This window comes from Pseudochrobactrum saccharolyticum, assembly GCF_008801715.1.
In the GTDB taxonomy this organism is placed as follows: Bacteria; Pseudomonadota; Alphaproteobacteria; order Rhizobiales; family Rhizobiaceae; genus Pseudochrobactrum; species Pseudochrobactrum saccharolyticum.
Window position 1 is genome coordinate 1,416,410 of the sequence record NZ_VZPG01000001.1, and the last position, 25,284, is coordinate 1,441,693.

Genomic DNA, 25,284 nt, shown 5'->3' on the forward strand with positions numbered 1-25,284 from the left:
TTGGGAACCGCTCTATCCTTTTGTTTTGCGCATTATCCAACGCAAAACCGCTTCGCACTTTTTCTGAAAATGCTTTATTGATCGCGTTTCAGCAGACGTTCCAGATAGTCTTTTTCCTGCTGCGGGCTCAGCGCATCGCCGAGTTTTTTGCGGATTTCATCAAGAATGCGGCGGGCTTTCTGGATATCAATCTGGTTCGGCAGCTGATTGCCGGTGCCTTCCGAACTGCCCTGACCGGTTTGACGCCCTAACGGATCCTGACCTTCACCGGTTTGCTGCCCCTGACCTTCACCCTGCGCCTGCTGCAATTGCTGCATCATGGAGCGGGCACCGCGGCGCAAGGCATCAAGCGCCTCGGCCTGCTGATCTGTGGCCTGTCCGCTTTCGCCATTGCCCAGCGAGCGGCCTGCACGCCCCATGGAGTTCAGCGCCTGATCCATTTCTTTCGAGGATTCAAGCCCCTGTTGTTTTAGCTGGTCTGTCAGCGCATTCAGCTCATTTTGCAAGTCGCGCTGCTGCTGCTGTAAATCTTTCAGAGCCTGTTCGGTTTCCTGACGGGACTGGCCGTTTTGCGGGCGCTGCTCTCCTTCGCCGTCATAATTGAAATCATCAGACTGTTCCTGCAATTGCTGATCCAGCTTGAAAGTTTCATTCATCAGCTCCTGCTGACGGCGCATCAGATCACCGAGCTTATTCAGCTGTTGCTGTGCGCCGCTGCCTTGTCCCTGACCTTGGCCTTGACCGCTACCCTGACCTTGCTGAGCGCTCTGACCAGGCTGAAGATTGTTGAGCATTTCCTGCAATTGCGACAGCATCTGCTGAGCTTCCGCATGATTGCCGGAACGGGCGAGGTCTTCAATCTGCTGCATCATCCGGTCAATATCGCGCTGGCTGAGCACGCGGGTATTGGGATTGTTCTGGGCGTTTTTATTCGGATTGGTTTGCTGGCGGCGTGCCATTTCGTTTAAGTATCGGTTCATGGCTTCGCGCAGTTCTTTCGTCAGTCGGGCAATTTCTTCCGGACTGGCATTATTCTGCAATGCCTGACTTAACGCCTCCTGCGCTGCACGCAGGGCTTTTTCCGCATCGGAAAGCTGACCATCTTCAATGCCGCGCGCGACATTCCACATATAGCTGACAATCTCGCGCAGCTCCCCATCATTGCGTGCCAGTTTCAGACGTTCCCGCACAGAGCGCAGACCCAGAAAATGGCTGACATTGGCAATGGTGGTCTGCGGATGCATGGTGAGCGCATCCAGCATTTGCACAACAGGTGTTTTCTGATTGCTGTCGAGCGCCAGCACCTGACGCTGCTCGGCAATGGCGCGTGCCAGCGGATTGATAAACGGGCGTTGCGGCAGCACAAAACGGATTTCTTTGCTTGTGCCTGTCTGGCCTGCATCATCAATCGCCTGCAATTGCAGGGAGACATATTTGCCAGCCCACGGATGCATAGTCAGATCCTGAAGGGCTGTGGTCTCGTCCGTGCTGTTTTTGCCGCGCTTGGGTATAGTCAGCCGTAGTTCCGGCGCGTCTGTCAGCGATTGCGCGCCTTCTTCAGGTTGTTCCAGAAGTTTGATGACAGGCTGTAATTTAGTCACGCCATAGTCATCGCCAGCTTTATAGTGCAGTTCCAATGTGCCGTTCAGCGCATAGGTCGGATTGCGGGTAAAATCGACGACGGGCGGCGTATCCGGCGTGATGTTAAACTGCCACGCCTGACGACGTGAACCGGCCTGCAGACTGGCAGCGACCGTTTTATTCAGAAGCAGTTCAAAATTGGTGCTGTCTTGTGTTTTCGCTGTACCGGAAGCCGGTTTGGCCTCAACTGAATAGGCTTTGCCGTCCTGACCGGTCATAGTCAGCTGATTACGTGTACTGCCGCTGATCTGAACGCTGAGAATACTGCCCTGAGGCACATCCAGCGGTTTTACATCTGTATTGGCACTCAAAAAGACCGGTGCTTTGCCCGTATAGGCGGGTGGCGTAATCCATGCATCAATGCGGCCTTCCGGCCCTGCAAAGCCTTCAGGCGGGTTCCACAGATCACTGATTTTACCGGACGACGGGCTGAAGGAATAAGCCGCCGTTGAAGCAAACAGCAAAATGACAAATGTGCGCAGGGCATAAGGATCGCGCTGCGGAATATCAGGATGGGGCAGAAATCCGTGCAGCCTGTCCGTCAGCGCGGCCATACGCTTGCGGTGTTCCTGCCAGAGTGCCTGTGCCAGCGGATCGTCACTCTGTCCGGCAAGCTGATCGTCGCTCAGTTGCAACGGGCTGTGCTGCAAGCCGTTTTCACGCTCAATCCGGTTGTTGACCGTCTGATCGTCCGGCAATTGAAAATGCCGGAAACGGAAAAGCGCATAGGCATAGGCCAGTATAAAAACGGCAGACAGCGTGAAATGCAGCCAACGCGGCATGGCCTGAAACAGACCGAGCCAGGCCAGACTGGCCAATAATGCTGTTAAAAGCAGAACCGGTAATATCAACGGCCATAAACGCTCAAAGCACAAGACCAATGCCGCTTTGATCCGCAGACGATAAAGCCTGCGGTCTGCGTTTTCAAAAGATCTGGTGTCCGGTTCAGGCATTCAATATCCGGTTCTGTATCTTAGCGCAGTTAAATTGACTGAATTTAACCTCAGCGAACATGCGGCTGCTCAAAAAATCTGAAGCGGACGCAGTGGATAGGTTGAAATGCGACCCGCTTTAAATCAGCTTATCCAGAATAAATGGTTTTTCTTCGACAGCTTTTTTATCCGGTTTGCGCCAGTCATCATGCACTGTCGCATTTGGCGGGGCTTCCAGTGCGCCACGACGGCCGCAGCCGGATACAATGCTGCCAACGGCAACAAGCATAATCACAGAGGTCATGAATACGCGGCTATTCATCAAAAAATATCCTGAAACTGGTGTTTGGCCGCAAAGCCGTGAGTAATTTTCGCTGACAGTTTTAGCTGAATTACGGGACAACGCAAACTGTTCGGAGACAAACACAAATCTTTGAAGGGATGCAGACCGGAGGCATAAACCGCCTCCGGTCTGTTGTATAGCGGGGCGGATCAGGCCTTAATCAGGCGTTTTTTCCAGTATTTGATCTGGCGGCGCACTTCCTGCGGTGCGGTGCCACCGAAAGACTGGCGGCTTTTTACCGATTTATCCACAGTTAGGAAACCGAACACTGCATCATTAATCTGCGGATGGATCGACTGCATGTCTTCCAGCGTCAGTTTGGACAGATCGACTTTCTTCGATTCTGCCAGTGCAACGGCACGGCCTGTCACATGATGGGCTTCACGGAATGGCAGGCCAAGCTCACGCACCAGCCAGTCAGCAAGATCAGTTGCAGTGGAGTAACCGGAACCGGCAGCCTTTTTCATCGAGGCTTCAATCACGGTGAGGTCGGAAACCATACCGCTCATGGCTGCGAGTGCCAGTTCGATGGATTCAGCAGCATCAAAAACCGCTTCTTTGTCTTCCTGCATATCTTTGGAATAGGCCAGCGGCAGGCCTTTCATCACCATCAGTAGGCCGACAAGCGAGCCGGTGATACGGCCGGTCTTGGCGCGCACCAGTTCTGCGGCATCCGGATTTTTCTTCTGCGGCATGATCGAAGAGCCGGTGGAGAAAGCGTCGGACAGGCGGATGAAATTGAACTGCGAGGTTGACCAGATCACAATTTCTTCGGCCAGACGCGACAGATGGGTTGCACAGATCGAAGCAATCGACAGGAATTCCAGCGCATAGTCGCGGTCGGAAACGCTATCGATCGAATTGCGGGTCGGTTCGCGGAAACCGAGCGCTTCGGCAGTCATGTGGCGGTCAATCGGGAAACCGGTGCCGGCCAGCGCTGCCGCACCGAGCGGGCTTTCATTCATACGTTCAATCGCATCGCGCACGCGGGACAAATCGCGGCCGAACATTTCCACATAGGCCATGCAATGATGACCGAAAGTCACCGGCTGTGCCGTCTGCAAATGGGTGAAACCCGGCATCACAGTTGCTGCGTGCTCTTCCGCGCGGATCAGGAAGGCTTCGATCAGGATTTTCAGCGAGGCAGCAGTCTTTTCCAGCTCATTTTTGACCCAGAGACGGAAATCAAGCGCAACCTGATCGTTACGCGAACGGGCAGTATGCAGACGACCGGCCGGAGCGCCAATCAGATCAGCCAGACGGGCTTCCACATTCATATGGATGTCTTCAAGCTTACGCGAGAAGGTAAATTTGCCATTTTCGATCTCGGCTAATATGGTATTGAGACCATCGGAGATCTGTTTGTGATCATCTGCAGAGATGATGCCGGTCTTGGCAAGCATGGCAGCATGCGCCAGCGATCCGGCAATGTCCTGTGCATAGAGTTTGCGGTCATAACCGATCGAAGCATTAATCTCTTCCATGATGGCAGAGGGTCCTGAGGCGAAACGGCCACCCCACATCTGGTTACTGGATTTTTCTGTCGTCATGCGCTTATGCCCTGAGCCGGAACTGTGAAGTAAAAGAACGATATTATGGCCGAAGATAATAAAGAGACAAAACCGAAAAGCGCAATCAGCCCGAAGATGATTTTGTTCGCCGGTATTGCCGGACTTCTGGCCGGTGCCCTTGCGGTATACGTGATGGAACCGCCTTCTGGCAATGTTGTTCCGACAGAGAATACGGCCAGTAATGCCGCAGCAGGCGGCGCAGAGGATGCAAAATGTGCGTTAAATCAGGAGCAGTTAGCTAAACTCTCCGCTGCTGCAACCGGTGAAGTTGCCGGAATGCAGCCATCGGATAAGCCTGCTTTGCTGACACATCTGCAATTTGATGCCCCAGACGGATCAAAAACCACCATCGGCGATATGAAGGGCAAGACCCTGCTGGTTAATCTCTGGGCGAGCTGGTGCGCGCCGTGCCGTGAGGAAATGCCCGCGCTGGATAAGCTGCAGGCCGAGCAGGGCAGTGACGATTTTGAAGTGGTGGCGCTGAATATCGACACCGGCGATATTTCCAAGCCGAAGAATTTCCTCAACGAGATCGGCGTTGAGAAGCTCGGTTTTTATCGCGATGCCAGTCTGACTGTTTTTAATGATCTGAAACGCAGAGGTTTGGCTTTTGGTTTGCCTGTAACTTTGCTGATTGATGAAACCGGTTGTCAGATTGCGGCAATGAACGGACCAGCACACTGGGCGGGGCAGGACGCTGTTAATCTGGTGAATACAGCCAAGAGCCTGCGTAACTGATTGGTCGCCAAATCCTGTATAATGTGATTTTACAGGATTTGGGTTTTCTGCTCTGCTGAAGATCTTAAGGGAGATTTTCTATGGGGCTGGATGTCTGGCTTGCCTTCACGGCTGCATCAATTGTTTTGCTGGTGATACCGGGGCCAACAATTTTGTTGGTGGTTTCCTATGCCTTGGGGCAGGGCTGGCGCACTGCCATGCCGATGGCGGCCGGTGTAGCGCTTGGTGATTTTACGGCAATGACATTGTCGATGCTCGGCATCGGTGCGTTGCTTGCTGCCTCTGCCACAATATTTACAATCGTGAAATGGCTTGGCGCTGCCTATCTGATCTGGCTTGGTATCAAATTATTCCGTTCAGGTGCTACAATGCAGGCAGAGGCGCGGGATGCCGATGTATCACCTGTGAAAATGCTGGCGCATGCATGGCTGGTGACATCTCTCAACCCGAAAAGCATCACGTTTTTCGTGGCTTTCCTGCCGCAGTTTCTTGACCGGCATGGCGATTTCTGGACGCAGATGCTGATTTTTGAAGCCACATTTCTGGTGCTGTCTTTCAGCAATGCGTTTCTCTACGCTTTTGCAGCGCATCGTGCGCGCACACTGTTTAAAAGCCCGCGGATTTTGCGTGCTTTCAACCGTACCGGCGGCACATTGCTGATCGGTGCCGGTGTGGCAACGGCAACAATGCGCTCTTCGTAATTTTTTTGTTATGCGGTGAAACCGTCACGCTTTAACCGCACAATTGCGAGGTCCAGCGCTGAGAGAAATGCGGAGCGGTCGCGGGCTGAAAACGGCTTTGAACCGCCGAATTGGCCTGATGAAACCGGATTGGCGGAACGCAGCTCATCCATCAGATTGCGGGTGGCAAGAATATTGCCGATATTGGCCGCACTGAACAGGCGGCCGTCCGGTGCAAGCGCAACAGCTCCGGCAGTGACAGCACGATGTGCCAGCGGGATATCTGCCGTGATAACAATCGCACCGGCACGCGACCGCTCGGCAATCCAGTCATCGGCCACATCCAGACCGGCAGGGACGATCACACGTTCAATCAGCGGTTCATCACGCGGAATAGCGATAAAGCTGTTGGCGACCACAAAGGTTCTGATGCGGTGGCGCTCAGCAACTTTATAGGTCTCGTTTTTAACCGGACAGGCATCGGCATCGACATAAATGCAGATGGTTTTGTTTTCATCGGAGTGTGTCATTCATGCTTCATGGCAAAGCCAAATGTGAATGGCAAGCGTTTAACGCTTGGCGAGGCAGGGCGGCAGGGATAAGCCGGTTGTATAGTTCGTGGAACAGATCATGCCAGTCAAATATTTCCCTGCTTTATTCGTCTTTCTCTGGGCAACCGGTTTTATCGGTGCGGGGCTTGCTATGCCCTATGCCGAGCCGTTCTGGTTTATGACCGCACGGTTTTTCATTGCTGCAATTATTCTGGCAGTCTGGGCACTGGCAACCGGTGCCCGCTGGCCGGACAGGCGCGGGCTTGTGAACGCCGCGATTGTCGGCTGTCTCATTCACGGGATTTATCTCTCCGGCGTGTTCTGGGCAGTGCGCCATGGTTTGCCTGCGGGTATGACAGCGCTGGTTTCCGGCTTGCAGCCGCTGATTACCACGTTGATTGCCGCACTCTTCTTGCGTGAGACAGTTTTGCCACGACAATGGCTGGGGCTACTGATCGGCTTCTGTGGTGTGGCGCTGGTGGTTGCACCGAAGTTTTCCTTGAGTTCCGGTGGGATTAATCCCGCAACATTAAGTGCGGCGCTCGCTGCTGTGATGGCGATCAGTATCGGCACGGTATGGCAAAAACGCTTTGCAGTGAAAATTGACCTGAGAACCGGTACCACCGTGCAATATATTGCAGCGGGTATTCTGACCGGCTTGTTGTCGCTGACTTTCGAAACGCAGACGGTGATCTGGTCGCCGGAATTGCTGTTTGCAATGCTCTGGCTGGTGCTGGTTCTGTCAATCGGTGCGATCTTGCTGCTGCTGATCCTGATCGGGCAGGGTGAAGTGTCAAAAGTCGCTTCGTTCTTCTATCTGGTGCCGGGAACCGCCGCGATTATGGCCTATCTGCTGTTTGGAGAAACGCTGACGCTGGTGCAGATTGCCGGTATGGTGCTGACCACATTTGGTGTGGCACTGGCAACTTTACAAAAGAAAAAACCGGCAGCTTAAAGCCGCCGGTCTGATTATTATTCTGATGTGATTAGCGGCGCGGCAGCAGCTTTTTCACTTCATCGGCTGCATCGGCAAGGGCTTCTTCCGGTGTGGCCTTCTGCTCAACAACGCGGGACAGATTATCAACAATAGTCTGGGTTACTTTCACGCCGTTTGATCCGGGGAAAGCATACCAAGGGATCATGATATTCATCTGGCTGAGACCGGCTTTGAACAGTGGGTTTTCGTCATAGAATTTACCGAGATATTCGTCAGATTTTGCGGCCAGCTCATTATTCGGCACATAGCCGGTACCCGGCACAACGACCGATGCGCCATAAGGACCGGCAGCAAATTTGGCAAATTTCCATGCGGCTTCAATTTTCGCGTCGTCCGATGTCAGGATAACAACCGCATTACCACCGGTTGGCAGGCGGCCTTTTTCCGGATTAAGCAGCGGGATTTTAGCGGTACGCATATCGAATTTGTCGCCAACATTCTTGATTGTATTGCGCAGGCCGCCGGTGGTCTGGAAAGCAAAGCCGACATTTCCGGCCGCAAAGGCCTGTTCACCGGCTTCTTTGGTAAAGACCGGCAGGCCGCCTTCTTTGACCATGCGGTCGAGCAGTTTGAAAGCCGCTTCACCTTCAGCACCGCTGAATGCGACCTGTTTTTCATCTTCTGAAAGCATCCGGCCACCGGCACCGAATAACAGGGCTGAGAACATCCAGTCATCACCCTGCCAGCGGAAATCAATGCCCTGAACGCCGTTGCCGAGCGCTTTGATCTTGCCGCCGATGCGGATGACATCATCCCATGTTGCCGGAGGCGTATCCGGGTTCTCGCCAACTTTTTTAAACAGATCCGCATTGTAATACATGATCGGATTGGAAGTGGCGAAAGCCAGACCAACCTGACGGTCACCGATTTTGGCAAGGTTCAGAATGGTCGGAGTGAAACCCTGTGCTTCAAAATCAGTTTCTTTCTCGACCAGCGGTTTCAGATCAAGGCCGATATTGCGTTCACTTAAAATGCGCAGGCGGTTCAGGCCGGTAAAGGTGATGTCCGGCAGCTCAGCGGTGCCATTCTGACGCATAATCAGCTGAATGCCGTCTTCATAGGTCGCGGAAGGATTGACGAAATGGATTTTGATATCCGGATTTTCTTCCGTGAATTTCTTGGAAATATTGGCCATCACGTCCTGAAAAAAGCCCGGCATAGGATAATGCACATTGAGCGTGGTTTCAGCCAGAGCTGTGCTGCACAGACCGGAAAAAAGGGCAGCAGCGGTCAGAGTACGGGAGAAGAATGTCATTACAGGCTCCGTAAATGTTTGGGAGGAAGAGCGTTACAGACGTGAGGTTGCGATCAGCCTTTGAGGCCGGTCATGGTAATGCCCTCAATGAAGCGGCGTTGCGCTGCAAGAAAAGCAAGAACGAGGGGAAGGGTGATAATCAGCGTGGCAGCCATCAGTGCGCCATAGTCATCACCGGCTTCGGCAGCACGGAAATACAGCAGCCCCAGAGGCGGTGTGGCCATGTCCATATTTGTGACAACAATCAGCGGCCAGAACAAATCATTCCAGTGTGCAACCACGGAAAAGATCGAAAAAGCAGTAATCGCAGGCCATGCATTCGGCACAATAACGCGGGCGACAATGCCGGTTTCCGACATACCGTCGAGGCGGGCGGCATTAATTAGATCATCCGGCATCGACCGAAAAAACTGCAGAAACAGGAAGATGCCGAACACCGAGATGAAGAATGGTGCGCTGATGGCGAAATAGGTGTTCAGCAGGCCTGTGCGCTCAAAACCTAAATAGAAAGGCAGAGCCGTGGCATGGATCGGCACCAGCAGACCGAGCATAACCGCGCTCATCATCACCTGTGCCGCACGAAAGCGCAGCTTAGCCATAGCATAGGCGCAAGGGATAGCGATGATAACCTGAACCACCAGAATGAGTGCGCAGACCAGAATGCCGTTGAGCAGCAATTGCCCCATCGGCACACGGGAAAAGGCCTTGGTGACATTTTCGATCAGCGCCCAGTTCTGTGGAATGAGGCTGAGCGATGAGGAGAAAATATCCGATTGTGATTTAGCGGCCGTGGAGAGCATCCAGATATAAGGTGCAAGGAACAGCATCGCACCGAGAGACAAAATCCCGAGGCGGGTAAAACGTAAGACTGACATGATTTCCGCCTCTTAATAATGCACGCGGCGGTCAAGCACGCGATATTGCAACAACATCATTACGATCAGCACCATGAGGAAAATCACGGTCATGGCGGAGGCGTAGCCGACGCGCAGGAACACGAAACCTTCCTGATAGATCGTATGCAGCAGCACTTCCGAGGCTTTGTTCGGCCCGCCCTGTGTGAGGGTTTTGACCGATTCAAAGACTTTGACGGAATTGATGACGCTGATAGTGAGAACAAAAAGTGTGGTGGGGCCGAGCAGTGGCCATGTCACCAGCCGGAAACGCTCCCATGCGCTTTTAGCGCCGTCCATTTCGGCAGCAGCATATAGTTCGCGCGGAATGGCGGTAAGACCAGCCAGAAACAGCACCATATTGAAGCCGACCGATTGCCAGATGCCGATCATAGCAAGACTTGGCAGCACGGTTGAAGAACTGCCGAGCCAGTTGGGGCCGTCGATGCCTAACAGGCCGAGCATCGCGTTGACCGGCCCCATTGTCGGATGCAGCAGATATTGCCAGACAGTGGCCATGGCCACGAGCAGCGAGGCAACAGGCAGGAAATAGACGGTGCGGAAAAAGGCTTTGCCGCGTGCTTCACTTTCAATCAGCAGAGCTGCACCTAATCCGAGAAAAACGGAAAGCGGGGTGACGATCAGCGTATAGAGTGCGGTATTTTGCAAGGAAATGCGGAAGGTGCGGTCTTTGAAAAGTTCAATATAGTTTTCTAAGCCGACGAACTGATAATCCGTATATCCCAGTTCAAAATTGGTGAAACTGAGATAAAATACCGCCAAGGTCGGCAGTAAAATGAACAGAAGTACCAGCGACACAGCCGGTGCCATCAGCTTCCATGCCAGACGCTCTTCACGTTTGCGTGCGGCATTGGCAGCCTCACGCGCCGTCATCACAGGGGAGAAGGTTTGCGCAATATCAGACATGGCTGTCTGCCTTGATGCGGCTTGAAACTGTATGGGAAAGTTTGCGCAGGCGCTGACCTTCGGTATCAAACAGCAGTGCTTTATTCGGCTCAAAAGTCAGAAAAACCGGCATATCCGGTTGCAGATCTGCTGCCATGGCCGGACTGCATCGTGCAGTCAGTAATTCCTGAGCACCCGGAGCATTGAGATAGACCAGAGCTTCAGAGCCAAGAAATTCAATACGCGCTACTGTGGCTGAGATCGCCCTGTCCGCAGGTTTTTCATGGGCACGGCGGATTTGCAGGTCTTCGGGCCGGATAGCTACACTGAGTGCAGAGCCGGCATGAATGTCAATTTCGCTTAAAATTGCTTTGCCGGCAAAATGAATAATGCCCTGATCGCTGGCGCGAGCGCTCAGCACATTGATTTTCGGGCTGCCGATGAAGCGGGCAACTTCGATATGACGCGGATTATTGTAAATCTCGGACGGTGTATCGATTTGCAGCAGGTTGCCACCGATCATCACAGCAACACGGTCGGCCATGCTCAGTGCTTCCGACTGATCATGGGTTACATAGAGGCTTGGCACACCGGCACGGCGATGCAGATCGACAATTTCAGCACGGGTATGTACACGCAAATTGGCATCGAGATTGGAGAGCGGCTCATCCATCAGGAAGACTTGCGGCTGGCGCACCATGGCACGGGCAAGCGCGACACGCTGGCGCTGACCGCCGGACATTTGCGCAGGTTTTCGATCCAATAAATGGTCGATTTTCAGGTTCTGCGCAGTTGCCTGCACCTGTTGCTGAATGGCGGCACGTTTTGCCGCCTGACCCGGCATCCAGTTGCCGATCAGCGGCAGACGTTCTGTCATGGTCAGATCACGCATGGCCAGCGGTACGGCGATATTCTCCCGCGTGGTCAGATGCGGATAGAGCGCATAGGACTGGAACACCATTGCGATATTGCGGTCAGAAGGATGAGCGGCAGTGATATTGCGCCCGCCCAGCCAGATATTGCCGTCATCGGCATGTTCCAAACCGGCGGCAATGCGCAGAATTGTGCTTTTTCCGCAACCGGAAGGCCCGACCAGTGCAATGAATTCACCGTCTTCGGCTTCAATCGTTACATCTTTGAGAATGTGCTGATCGCCGAAAGATTTGGAGATATTTTTCAGTGCGAAATGCGCCATTATGCCTGCTCCGTTGCATCGGCGCTGGTAATGGCGGCAGTGTGGCTCGACGGGTAAACTTCGTGCACCACATCATCGAGTAAATAAGGACGCAACTGCGTCAGTTCGGTGATCTCGCTATGTACATTATCGGTCAGAGTGTGAATGACAGCACCGACAATACGCTCGCCCGGCAGGTCGCGCTCCATAGGGCCGACGATAAAGCCGGATGAAGGTCCCCAGATCAGGGAAATGCCGTGATGATGGCCAGCCCATGCGCGGTGCAGATGACCACTGGCATAAAGGCGGACATTATGTGCGCTGAACAAATCCATCAGGCGTTTACGGTCTTTGGGCGAAGCGCCCCAATAGCCGCTGTCGCCTTCATCGGGACTATCGACGAAAAGCGGTTTATGGGCAAAAATCGCAACAGGTTTGCCACCGGCACCGTTCAGAACATCTTCCAGCCATTGGAATTGTTCTTCTTCCTCCATATGGCCGCTGCCGATCAGCAGACTGTTGAGGCCGATCAGCCGCCAGCCGGACTGGTCATGCACCCAGCGGTCAGGGCCAACCAGATCACGCCAGCGTGCAAGACGCTCATCATTGACCGGTTGCAGCGAGGAAGGCAGATGGCCGATATCGTGATTACCCGGAACGCAGAGTACCGGCATGTTCAATTCGCCCAGAAGATCAGCGCAGAAAGTCAGGTCGTCGTCAAAATCCGCACCATCCACGGCCAGATCGCCGGTATGGATCACGAGATCCGGCTTAACTTCTTCCAGCCATTCGGCGAGAGGCTGCCAGTTTTTAGTAAAATGTGTTTTGGACGGGCTGAAATGGGTGTCGGTAATCTGAACAATCCGCATGGATCTGCTCCTTCACTGTGTTGAAGAGAAGATGCGGATGTGTATTTCTAACGGGGGACACAGGCCGCTAATGCGCGTTTCATACACTGTGTTGGTGACAGACAGACCTCAGAGCAATGACAAAATTGTAACATCGGTCGCTGCCTATATTTTCTTAAGGCTCAGCTGGAATTGCCCGAGTATCAGGCGCTGACGGGTAGGGCGCAGACCAGCCTTTTGCAGAATTGGCCGGATAAGAGACATATCCTGCATTTGCATCAGGCGTTGCATACGCACTTGCGCACGTAATTTTTCAGGTGCTTCCAGCATGACATGACCCATTCTTCAGTTGCGAATGATTTTCACTTGCAAAATTATTGCAGACTCATTACGAAGAGTGCAATTGACAATCATTTGCAAGTAGGATTTTCTATTTGCAATAAACACAATTGGCATGGATCGAGGAGTTGAGGATGTTCAGCAAAATGAGGCGCGTGCTGCTGGCCGGTATTATTGGTACGGCTTTTTCTGCCGCGCTTGTGGTGGTGCCCGCTACGGCACAAGAAAAATTCAAGGCAGTGACAACCTTTACTGTGATTGCGGATATTGCCCGTAATGTGGCCGGTGATGCCGCGATTGTTGAATCCATTACCAAGCCGAATGCCGAGATTCATGATTATCAGCCGACGCCGGGTGATATTATGAAGGCGCAAGGCGCACAGCTGATTTTCTGGAACGGTCTTAATCTTGAGCGCTGGTTTGAAAAATTCTTCCAGCATCTGAAAGATGTGCCAAGCGTTGTTGTCTCGGATGGTGTTGAGCCGATGGGCATTACCGAAGGTCCGTATAGCGGCAAGCCCAACCCGCATGCCTGGATGTCTCCGTCTGCAGGTATGATTTATGTCGATAATATTCGCGATGCTTTCGTGAAGTATGATCCGAAAAACGCCGAAATCTATAAGGCCAATGCTGAAGCCTATAAGGCCAAACTCAAGGCGCTGATTGATCCGATCAAGGATGAGCTGAAAGATATTCCGGAAGACAAGCGCTGGCTGGTGACCAGCGAAGGTGCTTTCAGCTATCTGGCACGCGACCTCAACCTGAAAGAGCTTTATCTTTGGCCGATCAATGCCGATCAGCAAGGCACACCACAGCAGGTTCGCAAAGTGATTGATGCCGTTCGCAAGAACAATATCAATGTGGTTTTCTCTGAAAGCACGATCTCTCCGGCACCTGCCCAGCAGGTGGCTTCTGAAACCGGTGCGAATTACGGGGGTGTTCTGTATGTGGACTCGCTTTCAGAGCCGGACGGTGCCGTGCCGACCTATCTCGACCTGCTTCGTGTGACAACTGACACGATTGCGAAGGGTCTTAAATCCGGAGATGCAAAATAATGAATGCCCCGCTTAATGTCCTCCCAAAGGCATCTCTGTCTCCCGCATCATCCGATGCGGGAGCAGGTCTTATGGTGAGAGGCGCGACAGTAACCTATCGCAATGGCCATACGGCTCTGCGTGATGCGAGTTTTGAAATTCCGACCGGTACAATCACTGCTCTGGTGGGCGTGAATGGTTCCGGTAAATCGACCTTGTTCAAAGCACTGATGGGCTTTGTACGGCTGGCGAAAGGCGATATCCGCATTCTCGGCCTGCCGGTGAAGCAGGCACTCAAGAGCAATCTCGTTGCCTATGTTCCGCAGTCGGAAGATGTGGACTGGAATTTTCCGGTTCTCGTTGAAGATGTTGTGATGATGGGGCGCTACGGTCATATGGGTATGATGCGCTGTGCGAAACCTGCCGATTATCAGGCCGTGACGGATGCGCTGGCACGGGTCGGCATGAGTGACTTCCGCAAGCGTCAGATTGGTGAATTATCCGGCGGTCAGAAAAAACGTGTCTTTCTGGCGCGTGCGTTGGCACAGGATGGCAAAGTCATTCTGCTGGATGAACCGTTTACCGGTGTGGATGTCAAAACCGAAGAAGCGATTATCAAACTCCTGCGTGATCTGCGCGATGAGGGGCGGGTGATGTTTGTCTCGACCCATAATCTCGGCAGTGTTCCGGAATTCTGTGATCGTACAGTGCTGTTGAACCGCACGGTTCTGGCCTATGGCGCTACGGAAACCATCTTTACACAGGCCAATCTTGAGAAAACTTTCGGCGGTGTTCTGCGCCATTTCGTGCTCAATGATACCGATAAAGGTAAAGCGCATCCGGTGAATATTCTGACCGATGATGAGCGGCCGCTGGTGCTCTATCAGGATAACCACGGTAAGGGAGCAGAGTAATGGAACTGCTGCTTGAGCCGTTCTCCTATCAATATATGATCAATGCCATGTGGGTTTCGGCGCTGGTCGGCGGTGTGTGCGCATTCCTGTCCGGCTATCTGATGCTCAAAGGCTGGTCGCTGATCGGTGATGCTCTGTCTCACTCCATCGTGCCGGGTGTGGCGGGCGCTTATATGCTCGGACTGCCTTTTGCGATCGGTGCTTTCTTCTCCGGTGGCTTGGCTGCGGCAGCGATGCTGTTTCTCAATGAGCGTACCAAGCTGAAAGAAGATGCGATTATCGGTCTGATTTTCACGTCTTTCTTTGGTCTCGGCCTGTTTATGGTATCGCTGAAGCCAACGGCAGTCAGCATTCAGACCATTGTACTGGGCAATATTCTGGCGATTACACCGGCGGATACGCTGCAACTGGCGATTATCGGTTTTGTATCGCTGGTCGTGCTGCTGTTCATCTGGAAAGACCTGATGGTGACTTTCTTTGATGAAAGTCATGCCCGTTCTATCGGTTTGAACCCGACCGTGCTGAAAGTGATTTTCTTCACGCTGTTGTCGGCCTGTACCGTTGCGGCAATGCAGACGGTCGGTGCATTTCTGGTGATCTCTATGGTGGTGACACCGGGGGCTACAGCCTATCTTTTGACGGATCGCTTTCCGCGTTTGCTGACGATCGCTGTGATCATCGGAACGCTCACCAGTTTTACCGGCGCTTATATCAGCTATTTTCTCGATGGCGCGACCGGCGGGATTATTGTTGTGATGCAGACGCTGATCTTTCTGGCAGCGTTTTTCTTCGCGCCGAAGCACGGCATGCTGGCGGCAAGACGTCGGGCAGCTGAAACTCTCAAAGCAGAGGTGCAGTCATGAGCCTGATTGAAACTCTAATGATGCCGTTTCGCTTTGAATTCATGGTCAATGCTATGGTCATTGCCATGCTGATCGCGATACCGGCTGCATTATTGTCGTGTTTTCTGGTGCTTAAAGGCTGGTCGCTGATGGGGGATGCGGTTTCCCATGCGGTGCTGCCGGGTGTGGTGCTGGCCTATATCATCAATATTCCGCTGGCGATCGGCGCTTTCGTTGCAGGGATGTTCTGTGCGCTGGCAACCGGTTTTCTGAAAGAAAACAGCCGGATCAAACAAGATACCATTATGGGCGTTGTCTTCTCCGGTATGTTTGGTCTCGGACTGGTGATGTATGTGAAGGTGCAGTCTGATGTGCATCTGGATCATATTCTGTTTGGTGACATTCTTGGTATCGGCAAGCAGGATATGATTGAAACAGCAATCATTGCTGTGATTGTAACTGCATTGCTGGTGCTGAAATGGCGGGATCTGTTGCTGCATGCTTTTGATCCGGCGCAGGCGCAGGCTGTGGGGCTGCCGGTCAGGCTACTGCATTATGGCTTGCTGGCTATTCTCTCGCTGACTATTGTCGGTGCTTTGAAAGCGGTCGGTATCATTCTGGCCATTGCGATTTTGATTGCACCGGGGGCAATTGCCTTCCTGCTGACACGTAATTTCAGTTCCATGCTGGTTGTTGCGGTTGTTGTGGCAGTCGCTGCGTCAGGACTTGGTGTTTATGCCAGCTTCTTTATCGACAGCGCACCGGCACCGACAATCGTTCTGCTGATGACATTGATGTTCATTGCGGCGTTTATTATTGCGCGTCGCCGTGTTGCCCGTGCGGAGAGACAGGTTTTCTCCTCTTAACTTCATGCAAGAAAACGATTCTCTGCAGGCAAGGCGTCGCATGTGAGTGCGGCGCCATATTTTTTGAGCTGAAAATTATATTGCAGCGGAAATCTGAAAAGCAAAAAGCCGCGCTGTTGCGCGGCTTTTGAAGGCTTAACCAAACTGGAGCGGGCGAAGGGATTCGAACCCTCGACCCCAACCTTGGCAAGGTTGTGCTCTACCCCTGAGCTACACCCGCTCGCGCCAGTTTGTTGGTTAGGCCTGCGCTATATGGCAAAAGCCTGAGTGATTTGCAACAGGAAAAATGCATAAATCTGTAATTTTTTTAAAGGATTTAAGACGAAACGGAGAGGTGGCTTTGTCTTGGCAATAATGCGGGGAAATTGAACCAGAAAAGCAAAAAGCCGCGCTGTTGCGCGGCTTTTGAAGTCTAACCAAACTGGAGCGGGCGAAGGGATTCGAACCCTCGACCCCAACCTTGGCAAGGTTGTGCTCTACCCCTGAGCTACACCCGCTCGCGCCAGTTTGTTGGTTAGTCCTGCGCTATATGGCAAAAGCCTGAGTGATTTGCAACAGGAAATCTGCAAAAACTTCAAACAGTTTTGTGTATAATTCCATAAGCCCTGAATACAGGCATTTTTCGCACGGCTGGATGGCCTGATATATCGGGAAGCACCGTTTTAAGGTGCATAAATCCTTGTAATGATTCGATCTTGAGCCCTGCGAGCAGGATATTTTGAGCACAAATAAATGAGTCGAAGCATGGTGCAGTCATTAATTTGAGGCTGTTGTCGCGAAAGCGGCGGCATTTTTGTTTCAAACGCATATCTTTGTCGTTTTCTTGCAGCTTTTTATGCTTGTCTTGTAAGAGATATGCAGCCTGCTTTGGAGGAGAAGACAAAAATGCCAAAAACCACTGCTGATTTGCATGATTATCTCGATGTGCTCGGGATCAAGGTGCAAACCGTTACGCATCCGCCTCTGTTTACAGTTGCCGATTCTCAGAATTTGCGCGGGGAAATTGCCGGTGGCCATACTAAAAATCTTTTTCTGAAAGACAAGAAAGATAATTTCTTCCTTGTGACTGTTGAAGAAGATGCGGTTGTTGATCTCAAGACCATTCACACGCTGATCGGTGCTGCCAGTAAGGTCTCTTTCGGCAAACCGGAAAAGCTGATGGAATATCTGGGGCTTATACCGGGTGCCGTATCTGCATTCGGTGCGATTAATGATACGCACCATCAGGTCAGCATCATTCTGGACGAAGCCTTGATGCGTCATGAAATTATCAATGCGCATCCGTTGACCAATGAGGCGACGACCTCGATTCACCGTGATGATTTGCTGAAGTTTCTGGAAGCCACCGGACATGAAGCGCGTATAGTGTCTGTCAGCACTGCAGAAACAGCTCCGGCTTAAAGCGGGGCTTGAAAGCGCCGCTGAAAATGCCGAATTAACATGGCAGAGATATTATATTCTGCCATAATTACAGCATGGCTCGCAGTCAGCTGAATTTATGATGTAATATGGCTACGGGAAGAACGGATTAAGGGACGACAATGAACAGCGCTAATAATCCTTATGGTGGTAATCCTTACGGGGCAACTTATGGCCAAGCCTCCGGTCAGGGTAATACCAGCGTGACCTATAATACGTCCGCTGAAACTGCAGCCCCCGCAGAGGCTGAAGACAGTGCCGGTGCGCTGTCATCGCTGGCGGGTTTTGGCAGTTCTGATTCCGCTGCCGGTTTGATTAAAGATACAACGACTGCGGGCTTTGCAGCGGATGTTATCAGTGAGTCCCGCAATCAGCCGGTGCTGGTGGATTTCTGGGCGCCGTGGTGCGGCCCGTGCCGTCAGTTGACACCGCTGATTGAGAGCGCTGTCAATGCTGCGCAGGGCACGGTCAAGCTGGTGAAAATGAATATTGATGACCATCCGGTCATTGCCGGACAATTGGGTATTCAGTCGATTCCAGCCGTGATTGCTTTTGTCAATGGTCAGCCGGTTGACGGTTTCATGGGTGCTTTGCCGGAAAGCAAAATCAAAGAATTTATTGATAAGGTTGCCAAAAGCGCCGGTGCAAAAAGCGGCCCTCAGGCTGCGATTGAAGAGGCACTGGCTGCTGCACAGGAAATGCAGGAGCATGGCGAACCGGATCAGGCCGCACAGATTTATGCGGCGGTTTTGCAGAATGTGCCGGATAATGTGACCGCTCTTGCGGGTCTGGCCGAATGCCTGTTTGATCTGGGCGAACTTGAAAAAGCGCGGGAAGTGCTTGCTCAGGTGCCGGATAAACAGAAAGACGATGCGAAAATCCGCGCCGTTGAGGCGCGTCTCGCTTTGGCAGATCAGGTTGCGCATCTTGGCAATCCTGCTGAGTTGCAGGCACGACTGGCTGCCAATCCGGACGACCATCAGGCACGTTTTGATCTGGCGATGATTGCCAATGCGCTGGATAAGCGTGAGGAAGCCGCTGACGGTCTTCTGGCGATTATGAAAGCGGATCGTACATGGAATGATGATGGTGCGCGCAAGCAATTGCTGCAATTCTTTGAAGCATGGGGCTTTAAAGATCCGGCAACTTTGAACGGTCGCCGTAAATTGTCGTCGCTGCTATTCTCCTGAGCAGCGGGCACAGTCGTTAAATTATGATACAATACCGGAACAGTAATCCGGTATTGAGATGTGAGGTGAATTTATGCAGGCGGGCAATGTCCATTACCGAAAAGCGTCAGACTTACCGGAAGTGATTCCGGTATTTCCGCTGGTAGCCGGTCTGCTTTTACCCCGCGGGCAAATGCCTCTGAATATTTTTGAACCGCGCTATCTGGTGATGGTTGATGAGGCTTTGGCCGGTGACCGTGTGATCGGGATTATCCAGCCACAAATCGTCAATGGTGTTGCGGTGCAAGATAAAGAAGGCGCTGCCAAAGGTACGGACAGGCCGGAACTGAGTGCGGTCGGCTGTCTCGGACGGATCACCTCCTATACTGAAACCGGTGATGGCCGTGTGCTGATTACATTGCAGGGCATTTGCCGTTTCCGGCTGGAGGAAGAACTGCCGGTGCCGCATCCGTTCCGTATGGCGCGGATCACACCTTATCTGCAGGATCTCGATGAAGAGCAGGGCGAAAAAGAGGTTGATCGTGAAGCGCTGTTGCAGGCTTTCCGTGATTATCTCGAAGCCAATGGTCTTGAGGCGGATTGGGAAAGCATTGCCAAGGCAGGCAATGAAACGCTGGTCAATGCGCTGTCAATGATGTCGCCGTTTGGTGAGGCGGAAAAACAGGCTTTGCTGGAAGCGCCTGATCTGAAAACCCGTGCGGAAACTTTGGTTGCGATTACTGAAATTGCTCTGGTGCGCAACGGCGATGATTATGGTTCAGGCTTGCAATAGCCTGAGAATATGTAGGTCTGACAAGTATGCACGATCAGGATAGTATAAAGCAGATCGATCCGAAAATGCTTGAATTGCTGGTTTGCCCTCTGACCAAGGGTGTGCTGGATTATGACCGCGAGCACAGCGAGCTGATTTCTAAAAAGGCAAAACTGGCCTATCCGGTGCGGGAAGGCATACCGATTCTGCTGGCATCGGAAGCCCGTTCTTTAGATTAGAGCATTTCACAGTCAAGTTGGACCAACTTGACGTCCGTGATAATGCGACCAAATAAAGAATCTAGAGCGAGCGCTATGATCCAATCTGGAAGTAATCCGCTCTAGAGTGCGCCTGCCAAAAGCGGCAAGCGTCTAAGTCGCATAGCAGTCCGTAGCATTGTCAGCTCCGAATGCATGCCGTTTAGGATTATTGCGAGAATCGCAAAAATATGAGTCAAATCTTGCGTTTGACACTTCCCCCTCTCTGAGATTCTGGGCTATGAATAACGCGAATTTTTCGCGTGAGCGCTTTGCCTTTGAGATTAATTGCGGGGGGAGGGTGCTCTGAATTTAAAGAAGATCGCTGGCGGGAACAGACCGTCCGGCGATCTGAAAAAAGGCATGGCATTATGGCGACCAGAAAACTGTTTCTTCTGCCCGGCGACGGCATCGGCCCTGAGTCAATGGCGGAAGTCCGCAAAATCATCACTTATCTGAATGAAGAAAAAGGCCTCGGCTTCGAGACAGACGAAGGCCTCGTGGGCGGTTCCGCCTATGATGCCCATGGTCAGGCGATTTCAGAAGGCGATATGGAAAAGGCGCTCGCCGCTGATGCCGTGTTGTTTGGTGCTGTTGGTGGCCCGAAATGGGACAGCGTGCCTTATGAAGTGCGTCCGGAAGCTGGTCTGCTGCGTTTGCGTAAAGATCTGGCGCTGTTTGCCAATCTGCGCCCTGCAATCTGCTATCCGGCTTTGGCTGATGCCTCGTCGCTGCGTCCGGAAGTCGTTGAAGGTCTGGACATTCTGATCGTTCGCGAACTGACCGGCGGTGTGTATTTCGGTGAGCCGAAAGAAATCATTGATCTGGGCAATGGTCAGAAGCGCGGTATCGATACACAGGTTTATGAAACCTATGAAATCGAGCGCATTGCCGGTGTGGCTTTTGAACTGGCGCGGACACGCGGCAACAAAGTCACCTCGATGGAAAAGCGCAATGTGATGAAATCCGGCGTGTTGTGGAACGAAGTTGTCACCGCAACCCATAAAGCGAAATATGCTGATGTGCAGCTTGAGCATATGCTGGCGGATGCCGGTGGTATGCAGCTGGTACGCTGGCCGAAACAGTTCGACGTGATCGTAACCGATAACCTGTTCGGTGATATGCTGTCTGATGTTGCAGCCATGCTGACCGGTTCGCTCGGCATGTTGCCATCCGCTTCGCTCGGTGCACCGGATGCAACAACAGGCAAACGCAAAGCACTGTATGAGCCGGTACATGGTTCGGCACCGGATATTGCTGGCAAAGGCATTGCCAATCCGATTGCAATGATTGCTTCTTTCGCAATGTGCCTGCGCTACTCCTTCAACCTGATTGAAGAAGCAGATCGTCTGGAAGCTGCCATTGCTGCGGTTCTTGATGATGGTATCCGTACCGGTGATATCTGGTCGGAAGGCTCGAAGAAAGTCGGCACTGTTGAAATGGGCGACGCAATTCTCGCCAAGTTCAAAGCATTGTCTGCTTAACATCTATAATAGCCAATTGATCATAAAAAACCGCCGGAGCATTGCTGCTCCGGCGGTTTTATTTTGCAGCAGAGTTTTTACTCTACGTGATTGAGGTCACGGTCTTTGGTTTCACGTACAAAGATCAGACCGATAATCAAAGTCATCAGAGCGATAATGATCGGATACCAGAGGCCGTAATAAATATCACCTTTGGCAGCGCTCATCGCAAACACGGTTGCCGGAAGCAGACCACCGAACCAGCCGTTACCAATGTGGTAAGGCAGTGACATACCGGTATAACGGATGCGGGTCGGGAACATTTCCACCAGAATAGCGGCAATCGGACCATAAACCATCGTCACATAGATCACCAGAATGGTGAGGATCAGAATGGTCAGCGGCCAGTTTACTTCATCCGGATCGGCAACCATTTTGAAGGTGCCTGCATCAGGAATGGTATAAACTTTCTGTTCGCCGATTGTTGCGGCATCAGCTGCCGGAACCAGTTTGGCAGCAACCATCTGATCGGCTGTCATGCTGACGGATTCACCGGCGCGGATCGTATCTGCATTCAGCGACAGTTCCGGATTGGCGGCAACAAATGCATCCAGCTTGGCATCCGGTACTTTGGCAGCATTACGCACCAGAGGGAAGCCTGCTTTTTGCAGAGCCAGATTCACATCGTGAACAAAAGCCGGTGCACGTGTTGCGGCATCGGCACCGGTCGCATCATAGGATGTGATGGTGCTTTCACCGATTTTCACACTTGCTGGTGTACCTGCGGCGCCGGTTTCAACCGTATAAGGAACGGAAGAGCGGGACAGGAAGGCGGTTGCCACGTCACAGGATGTGGTGAATTTGGCTGTACCGACCGGATTGAACTGGAAAGTACAATCGCCCGGTGCTGCGGTGATGGTTGCGCTGATGGTTGCTTCTGCACGGGCAAGCGCCGGATTGGCGGCTGCTGTGAGGGCTTTAAACAGCGGGAAATAGGTGAAGATTGCCAGTGCCAGACCTGCCATGATGATCGGCTTGCGGCCGACTTTATCCGACAGCCAGCCCCAGAACAGGAAGAACGGGGTTGCGATCAGAAGGGCAATAGCAATCATGATATTGGCCGAGATGCTTTCAACCTTCAGCACGTTTTGCAGGAAGAACAGCGTATAGAACTGACCGGAATACCAGACCACAGCCTGACCGGCGGTGAGGCCGAACAGGGCAATCAGAGCAATCTTGGCGTTTTTCCAGTGACCAAAAGCTTCTTTCAGCGGAGCCTTGGACTGCTTGCCTTCTTCTTTCATTTTCTTGAAAGCAGGGGATTCACTCATCTGCATACGGATCCAGACGGAAATACCGAGCAGAACGACGGAAATCAGGAACGGAATACGCCAGCCCCATGCTGCAAATTCTTCAGCTGTCATGGAATTCTGGATCAGCAGAATGACCACCAGAGACAGGAAGAGACCGAAAGTCGCGGTAGTTTGAATCCATGAAGTATAGAAACCGCGGCGTCCGTTTGGTGCATGTTCAGCCACGTAAGTGGCCGCACCACCATATTCACCGCCAAGTGCGAGACCCTGCAGCATACGCAGACCAATCAGAATGATCGGTGCGATAATGCCGATAGATGCCGAGCCCGGCAACAGACCGACGAGGAAGGTGGAAAGTCCCATCACCACAATGGTGACTAGGAACGTATATTTACGGCCTACCAGATCGCCGATACGGCCAAAGAACAACGCGCCGAACGGGCGTACAAGAAAGCCCGCCGCAAAAGCCAGCAGCGCGAAAATATTACGGGTTGTTTCAGGATATTCACTGAAGAAGGCAGCACCGATATAAATTGCCAGTGAGCCGTAGAGATAGAAATCATACCATTCAAATACTGTACCAAGCGATGAGGCAAAAATAACTTTGCGCTCCTCCTTGGTCATTTTAGGGGCGCGTTCACGCGCACCATCAATTGCTGCCATAATTTGTCCTCCCGGATAAACCCTGCGGCAGTTCCCTTATTGCCACCGGGTGTTGATTATTCTCAGCCTTTCAATATGCGGAATTCGTCTCGTGGCCGGTGTGGCCGGAGGTGCCTGCAGTCGCGCGGTTTCTATTGCCGCCTGGCAAAGCAGTCGCAGATAGAATGAACTGAAAACGGGATTTGCGTCAGTATTCTTTAGTATAATAATGGTGAAATATTTTTCTTTACGGCGCGGATGCAAACGCAGCTTATTGGGAATTTGGTATTTTCTTAAACATTTGGCGGCTTTGACGACATAAACGGCAATTGACTCTTGGCAAAATCGCGTTAAAAGCAGCAGTGAATTAGGAGACACCGCGTGGAATCCCTCGCTTTGCCATCAGTTTTGCCAGCATTTTCCGGAGATTTCTCCGGCGGCGGAGCTATGGGTGTAGCTTCTCCTGCATTCGGTATTACCAAAACGGCCATGATTGCCCTGAAGACAATCACCTCGAAAACGACCACCAAAACGGTCTGATCCCTTGGCCTGCTCACCCTCTCCCGGGTTAGGCCCGGGGCGGAGAACCTGCGTGGCCACGGGTTTTCTGGTGTGAAAGCGGAGAGGGACAGGAGATTTTTCACATGGGTTTCAAAGTTGCTGTTGTCGGCGCCACAGGTAATGTGGGTCGCGAAATGCTCAATATTCTCGAAGAGCGTGGTTTTCCGGCTTCTGAGGTGGTGGCTCTTGCTTCCCGCCGCAGTCAGGGTTCGGAAGTGTCTTATGGTGATAAGACACTGAAAGTTAAAGCGCTCGACACCTATGATTTTTCCGATACTGACATTTGTCTGATGTCGGCCGGTGGTAATATTTCCAAGGAATGGTCACCAAAAATCGGCGCGCAGGGTTGCGTGGTTATCGATAATTCTTCCGCATGGCGCTATGATGCCGATGTGCCGCTGATCGTGCCGGAAGTCAATCCGGATGCGATTGACGGTTTCCGCAAGCGTAATATTATTGCCAATCCGAATTGCTCGACTGCCCAGCTTGTTGTTGCACTCAAGCCTTTGCATGATGCGGCCACCATCAAGCGTATTGTTGTTGCAACCTATCAGTCGGTTTCCGGTGCCGGTAAAGAAGGTATGGACGAGCTGTTCCAGCAGTCCCGCGCGGTTTTTGTTGCTGATCCTGTCACAGCACAGAAATTCACCAAGCGCATTGCTTTCAACGTTATCCCGCATATTGATTCCTTCATGGAAGACGGCTCCACCAAAGAAGAGTGGAAAGTCATGGCGGAAACCAAGAAAATGCTGGATCCGAAGATCAAAGTTTCCTGCACTGCCGTGCGTGTACCGGTCTTTATCGGTCACTCTGAAGCTGTGAATATTGAATTCGACAAGCCGATCAGCGCTGATGAAGCCCGTGATATCCTGCGCGATGCACCGGGTTGTCAGGTTGTTGATAAGCATGAAGACGGTGGTTACATCACCCCTTATGAAAGTGCCGGCGAAGACGCGACATTCATTTCGCGCATCCGCGAAGACATCACACTGGAAAACGGTCTTTCCATGTGGATCGTTGCGGACAATCTGCGCAAAGGTGCAGCACTGAACACGATCCAGATCGCTGAATTGTTGCTGGAACGTAATCTGATCAAGCCGAAATCAGCTGCCTGATTTTTGAGAAAATAATAAAGAAAAAGGCGCGGTTTCCGCGCCTTTTTAT

The 25,284-nt window shown here is 52.3% G+C and carries 25 protein-coding genes and 2 tRNA genes; 13 read left to right on the forward strand and 14 right to left on the reverse strand.

The window, feature by feature from the left end; genetic code table 11:
• Nucleotides 1-74: 74 nt before the first annotated feature.
• The 3 genes from F7P81_RS06350 to argH all read right to left on the reverse strand — a co-directional run bounded on the left by F7P81_RS06350 (nt 75) and on the right by argH (nt 4,466).
• Entirely contained in the window at nt 75-2,594 is a 2,520-nt protein-coding gene (locus F7P81_RS06350; protein WP_151158890.1) for a TIGR02302 family protein, read from the reverse strand.
• 118 nt (nt 2,595-2,712) lie between these two features.
• Nucleotides 2,713-2,895 carry a lipoprotein gene (locus tag F7P81_RS06355; RefSeq protein WP_022709648.1) on the reverse strand — a complete coding sequence of 61 codons (183 nt, stop codon included), beginning with the start codon at nt 2,893-2,895 and terminating at the stop codon, nt 2,713-2,715.
• 170 nt (nt 2,896-3,065) lie between these two features.
• On the reverse strand, nt 3,066-4,466 hold the full coding sequence (gene argH, locus F7P81_RS06360) for an argininosuccinate lyase (protein WP_075653840.1): 1,401 nt from the start codon (nt 4,464-4,466) through the stop codon (nt 3,066-3,068).
• Nucleotides 4,467-4,511: 45 nt separating this feature from the next.
• Here argH and tlpA point away from each other — a divergent pair, with 45 nt between their 5' ends.
• Both tlpA and F7P81_RS06370 read left to right on the forward strand, forming a co-directional pair.
• The gene (gene tlpA, locus F7P81_RS06365) at nt 4,512-5,225 is read left to right on the forward strand and encodes a thiol:disulfide interchange protein TlpA (protein ID WP_075653838.1); all 714 of its coding nucleotides are present in this window, start codon (nt 4,512-4,514) and stop codon (nt 5,223-5,225) included.
• Nucleotides 5,226-5,305: 80 nt separating this feature from the next.
• On the forward strand, nt 5,306-5,926 hold the full coding sequence (locus tag F7P81_RS06370) for a LysE family translocator (RefSeq protein ID WP_151158891.1): 621 nt from the start codon (nt 5,306-5,308) through the stop codon (nt 5,924-5,926).
• Nucleotides 5,927-5,934: 8 nt separating this feature from the next.
• On the opposite strand, the gene F7P81_RS06375 is transcribed toward F7P81_RS06370, so the two are convergent.
• Nucleotides 5,935-6,435: a YaiI/YqxD family protein gene (locus tag F7P81_RS06375; RefSeq protein ID WP_151158892.1), complete on the reverse strand. Its 501-nt coding sequence runs from the start codon at nt 6,433-6,435 to the stop codon at nt 5,935-5,937.
• A 100-nt stretch (nt 6,436-6,535) separates the two neighbouring features.
• On the opposite strand from F7P81_RS06375, the gene F7P81_RS06380 reads away from it, so the two are divergent.
• Nucleotides 6,536-7,411, forward strand: a complete 876-nt coding sequence (locus tag F7P81_RS06380; protein ID WP_151158893.1) for a DMT family transporter — start codon at nt 6,536-6,538, stop codon at nt 7,409-7,411.
• Nucleotides 7,412-7,442: 31 nt separating this feature from the next.
• Here the strand turns inward: F7P81_RS06380 and F7P81_RS06385 are convergent, their stop codons facing one another.
• The 6 genes from F7P81_RS06385 to F7P81_RS17025 form a co-directional block, all read right to left on the reverse strand.
• Nucleotides 7,443-8,708 carry an ABC transporter substrate-binding protein gene (locus F7P81_RS06385; RefSeq protein WP_075653832.1) on the reverse strand — a complete coding sequence of 422 codons (1,266 nt, stop codon included), beginning with the start codon at nt 8,706-8,708 and terminating at the stop codon, nt 7,443-7,445.
• A 53-nt stretch (nt 8,709-8,761) separates the two neighbouring features.
• The gene (locus tag F7P81_RS06390) at nt 8,762-9,583 is read right to left on the reverse strand and encodes a carbohydrate ABC transporter permease (RefSeq protein WP_151158894.1); all 822 of its coding nucleotides are present in this window, start codon (nt 9,581-9,583) and stop codon (nt 8,762-8,764) included.
• Nucleotides 9,584-9,595: 12 nt separating this feature from the next.
• Complete coding sequence (locus F7P81_RS06395) at nt 9,596-10,528, reverse strand: carbohydrate ABC transporter permease (protein ID WP_022709640.1); 933 nt, start codon at nt 10,526-10,528, stop codon at nt 9,596-9,598.
• Complete coding sequence (locus tag F7P81_RS06400; RefSeq protein ID WP_151158895.1) at nt 10,521-11,702, reverse strand: ABC transporter ATP-binding protein; 1,182 nt, start codon at nt 11,700-11,702, stop codon at nt 10,521-10,523. Before F7P81_RS06400 ends, F7P81_RS06395 begins: the two co-directional genes overlap by 8 nt.
• A complete protein-coding gene (locus F7P81_RS06405; protein WP_151158896.1) occupies nt 11,702-12,550 on the reverse strand; it encodes a metallophosphoesterase family protein in 849 nt (282 codons plus the stop codon). Before F7P81_RS06405 ends, F7P81_RS06400 begins: the two co-directional genes overlap by 1 nt.
• A gap of 144 nt (nt 12,551-12,694) precedes the next feature.
• Complete coding sequence (locus F7P81_RS17025) at nt 12,695-12,859, reverse strand: hypothetical protein (protein ID WP_170265211.1); 165 nt, start codon at nt 12,857-12,859, stop codon at nt 12,695-12,697.
• Nucleotides 12,860-13,002: 143 nt separating this feature from the next.
• On the opposite strand from F7P81_RS17025, the gene F7P81_RS06410 reads away from it, so the two are divergent.
• From F7P81_RS06410 to F7P81_RS06425, 4 genes are all read left to right on the forward strand, one after another.
• Nucleotides 13,003-13,923: a metal ABC transporter substrate-binding protein gene (locus F7P81_RS06410; protein WP_151158897.1), complete on the forward strand. Its 921-nt coding sequence runs from the start codon at nt 13,003-13,005 to the stop codon at nt 13,921-13,923.
• Between the two features lie 71 nt (nt 13,924-13,994).
• Entirely contained in the window at nt 13,995-14,816 is an 822-nt protein-coding gene (locus tag F7P81_RS06415; RefSeq protein ID WP_246176041.1) for a manganese/iron ABC transporter ATP-binding protein, read from the forward strand.
• Entirely contained in the window at nt 14,816-15,679 is an 864-nt protein-coding gene (locus F7P81_RS06420) for a metal ABC transporter permease (RefSeq protein ID WP_113943884.1), read from the forward strand. Before F7P81_RS06415 ends, F7P81_RS06420 begins: the two co-directional genes overlap by 1 nt.
• Nucleotides 15,676-16,524, forward strand: a complete 849-nt coding sequence (locus F7P81_RS06425) for a metal ABC transporter permease (protein WP_151158899.1) — start codon at nt 15,676-15,678, stop codon at nt 16,522-16,524. The genes F7P81_RS06420 and F7P81_RS06425 overlap by 4 nt, the downstream gene beginning before the upstream one ends.
• A gap of 145 nt (nt 16,525-16,669) precedes the next feature.
• Here F7P81_RS06425 and F7P81_RS06430 read toward each other — a convergent pair.
• From F7P81_RS06430 to F7P81_RS06440, 3 genes are all read right to left on the reverse strand, one after another.
• Nucleotides 16,670-16,744 (reverse strand) — tRNA-Gly (locus tag F7P81_RS06430).
• Nucleotides 16,745-16,946: 202 nt separating this feature from the next.
• Nucleotides 16,947-17,021: transfer RNA gene (locus tag F7P81_RS06435), tRNA-Gly, on the reverse strand.
• A 77-nt stretch (nt 17,022-17,098) separates the two neighbouring features.
• Nucleotides 17,099-17,416, reverse strand: coding sequence for a hypothetical protein (locus F7P81_RS06440; RefSeq protein ID WP_151158900.1), 318 nt, complete (start codon nt 17,414-17,416; stop codon nt 17,099-17,101).
• On the opposite strand from F7P81_RS06440, the gene F7P81_RS06445 reads away from it, so the two are divergent.
• From F7P81_RS06445 to leuB, 5 genes are all read left to right on the forward strand, one after another.
• Nucleotides 17,410-17,925 (forward strand): prolyl-tRNA synthetase associated domain-containing protein, encoded by a 516-nt coding sequence (locus tag F7P81_RS06445; protein WP_151158901.1) that lies wholly within the window; start codon nt 17,410-17,412, stop codon nt 17,923-17,925. The genes F7P81_RS06440 and F7P81_RS06445 overlap by 7 nt on opposite strands.
• A gap of 140 nt (nt 17,926-18,065) precedes the next feature.
• Complete coding sequence (trxA, locus tag F7P81_RS06450) at nt 18,066-19,133, forward strand: thioredoxin (protein ID WP_151158902.1); 1,068 nt, start codon at nt 18,066-18,068, stop codon at nt 19,131-19,133.
• Nucleotides 19,134-19,206: 73 nt separating this feature from the next.
• Entirely contained in the window at nt 19,207-19,905 is a 699-nt protein-coding gene (locus F7P81_RS06455) for an LON peptidase substrate-binding domain-containing protein (protein WP_151158903.1), read from the forward strand.
• A 26-nt stretch (nt 19,906-19,931) separates the two neighbouring features.
• On the forward strand, nt 19,932-20,123 hold the full coding sequence (locus tag F7P81_RS06460) for a Trm112 family protein (RefSeq protein ID WP_022709272.1): 192 nt from the start codon (nt 19,932-19,934) through the stop codon (nt 20,121-20,123).
• Nucleotides 20,124-20,512: 389 nt separating this feature from the next.
• Nucleotides 20,513-21,625 (forward strand): 3-isopropylmalate dehydrogenase, encoded by a 1,113-nt coding sequence (gene leuB, locus F7P81_RS06465; RefSeq protein WP_151158904.1) that lies wholly within the window; start codon nt 20,513-20,515, stop codon nt 21,623-21,625.
• A gap of 77 nt (nt 21,626-21,702) precedes the next feature.
• On the opposite strand, the gene F7P81_RS06470 is transcribed toward leuB, so the two are convergent.
• On the reverse strand, nt 21,703-23,580 hold the full coding sequence (locus F7P81_RS06470) for an MFS transporter (protein ID WP_151158905.1): 1,878 nt from the start codon (nt 23,578-23,580) through the stop codon (nt 21,703-21,705).
• Between the two features lie 623 nt (nt 23,581-24,203).
• Between F7P81_RS06470 and F7P81_RS06475 the strand changes: the two genes are divergently transcribed.
• A complete protein-coding gene (locus F7P81_RS06475; RefSeq protein WP_022709801.1) occupies nt 24,204-25,235 on the forward strand; it encodes an aspartate-semialdehyde dehydrogenase in 1,032 nt (343 codons plus the stop codon).
• Nucleotides 25,236-25,284 lie beyond the last annotated feature (49 nt).